The sequence below is a fragment of the Psychrobacter sp. genome (assembly GCF_041554015.1).
Taxonomy (GTDB): Bacteria; Pseudomonadota; Gammaproteobacteria; order Pseudomonadales; family Moraxellaceae; genus Psychrobacter.
Map to the genome: position 1 here is coordinate 1 of NZ_JBFFMS010000092.1, position 2,053 is coordinate 2,053.

Below are 2,053 nucleotides of genomic sequence, written 5' to 3' on the forward strand. Positions count from 1 at the left end.
GTGGTACTGGCTCATATTAGAAATAACAGGTTTTGTGGTATCGGGATTAAGCCGCCTGATTATATGGCTTGTTTCGCGTGTAGTATCTGTCACGACACGATAGATGGACGAGTAAAGAGTGATAGCACGTACAAAGACATACTAAGAGCGCACATGGAAACATTGCAGATTTGGATAGATAGCGGATTAATTGAGGTGAAGAAATGAGCGAACTAAATATTGATAACGATGAGCTAGGAATAAAAGAGCATTTGGTAATGTGGGGTAGATGGTGCAAAGGTTCGTCTAGTAATGCGCAGTTAGGGCATCAATCAATATGGTCAACAATACTACCAAGTGGCGGCGGCGGTATCAGTATCGGTGATGATGACACTATGCTACAGATTGAGAAGGCAGTTGCTTACTTGAAGGCATACGACAATCAAAACTATAGGCTTATCAAGCTCAAGTACCTATACGGGTATAGCTACCAGCGTTTGGCTCAACACCTAACCAAAAAGATGAAGGATTATCAAAAGGGCGGTATTAAAGATGGAATGAAAATGTGCGATAAGCACTGTAAGAAATTGGTAGATAACGCTGAGAGCCGAGTTGAGCATTTATTAAAATGCTATGAAAATCAATCTACTGTTGACACTGACCGAGCTATGATATAGTATTGATATACGCTGAACAGAATAGTGTAAAGCGATGTAATAATACAGCCGTAACGCCTATCAAAGAAGCGCAACCTTTACGGCTATTCTGAACGTGAAACGTGGTGACTTACTTTGTATTCGGTTCGATGCCGTTAACTGTGGTGATACAAGTAGAGTGCGGTTCGAGTCCGTAAGCGTTCAAACCTATACCAAGTCCTATCATTAATTTGATAGGGCTTTTTTGTACCTAGTCAATTTAGTCACCGACTAGCACATGCCACAGCGATACACTTGCAGATGACGACTGCTAAACATGATGAGCTATCAAAGCGTATTAGATTTGCATGTGATGACAATGCGAGTTGATAGCTAACCTTTTTGCCCGTTACGGATATTCCCGCAACGGGCTTTTTTATGTCTAAAATTTAGCAGGGATGCTATGAGCAACTACGCACAATCACATGAGTGGGTTTATAACGAATACCACAAGACAGATAACGTCGTCACTAAGCGGTCTTACTTAGACATACTTAAACGTCGTGCCAACAATGGCAGTAAGAAAGCGGCTGAGTACGTTAGCTTGATAGAGCAATCATTGCGTAAGGCGTGAGGTGAGATATGATTGATTATTCAAAGATGAGTAGTGCAGAGATTGCCGATCACATAGAAGCCGATGCTCATAACTGGGAGTGGTCGGTTGATGAATACGGTAAAGACGTAGAGCCTAAGTATGGCGCAGACGAGCGATATGTTAGACGAGCAAGCCAAGAAGACGAAGATATGCTTGCTGAGTTACTAGGTAATAAATAACCCCTTTCGCCCACATTGATCTGATGGGCATTTTTTATATTAACGCTGGAGGGCGTATGACAGACGAAACGCCTAACAGCGTAGTGAGTGAAGAAGATTTACCACTTGAGCCAAGGCAGCAGGTATTTGTTGATGAGTACATCATTGATTTTAATGCTACTAGGGCAGCAAAGGCAGCAGGTTACAGTGAAACTAGCGCAGCTTCTATTGGTAGCGAAAACCTAACAAAACCTAATATCGATAAGGCAGTTAATAAAGCCATTGCAGATAGACGCAGACGGCTTAGGATTGACGCTGACACGGTTTTATGGAAGTGGTGGCAGATTGCCAATGCAGACTATAACGAGCTGTCTAGCGTGCGTCGTGTTGCTTGTGGTTATTGTCATGGCGGCGTAAGTATGGATGAGGGCGGCGAGCCAGTCATTGATCCAAGCAAAGAGCCTGATATTGATTGTCAGTTTTGCAGGGGTGAGGGTTCGCCATTCGTTTATATTGCCGACACTAGCAAACTATCACCAGAAGCTAAAATGCTTTACCAAGGCGCCAAAGAAACTAAGTTCGGTATCGAGGTTATGACAGCCGATAGAATGAAAGCGCTTGATAAC

At 43.0% G+C, this 2,053-nt stretch carries 5 protein-coding genes; all 5 read left to right on the forward strand.

Translation table 11 applies throughout. From position 1 onward, the window contains the following. The gene (locus ABYU67_RS12165) at positions 1-207 is read left to right on the forward strand and encodes a nuclease domain-containing protein (RefSeq protein WP_372845569.1); all 207 of its coding nucleotides are present in this window, start codon (positions 1-3) and stop codon (positions 205-207) included. Beyond that, the gene (locus tag ABYU67_RS12170) at positions 204-656 is read left to right on the forward strand and encodes an antiterminator Q family protein (RefSeq protein ID WP_372845571.1); all 453 of its coding nucleotides are present in this window, start codon (positions 204-206) and stop codon (positions 654-656) included. The genes ABYU67_RS12165 and ABYU67_RS12170 overlap by 4 nt, the downstream gene beginning before the upstream one ends. A gap of 421 nt (positions 657-1,077) precedes the next feature. Next, entirely contained in the window at positions 1,078-1,248 is a 171-nt protein-coding gene (locus ABYU67_RS12175; protein WP_372845573.1) for a hypothetical protein, read from the forward strand. A gap of 8 nt (positions 1,249-1,256) precedes the next feature. Then, complete coding sequence (locus ABYU67_RS12180; RefSeq protein WP_372845575.1) at positions 1,257-1,448, forward strand: hypothetical protein; 192 nt, start codon at positions 1,257-1,259, stop codon at positions 1,446-1,448. 56 nt (positions 1,449-1,504) lie between these two features. Further along, positions 1,505-2,053, forward strand: a 549-nt coding sequence (locus ABYU67_RS12185) for a terminase small subunit (RefSeq protein WP_372845577.1), incomplete at its 3' end; no start/stop codon positions are given.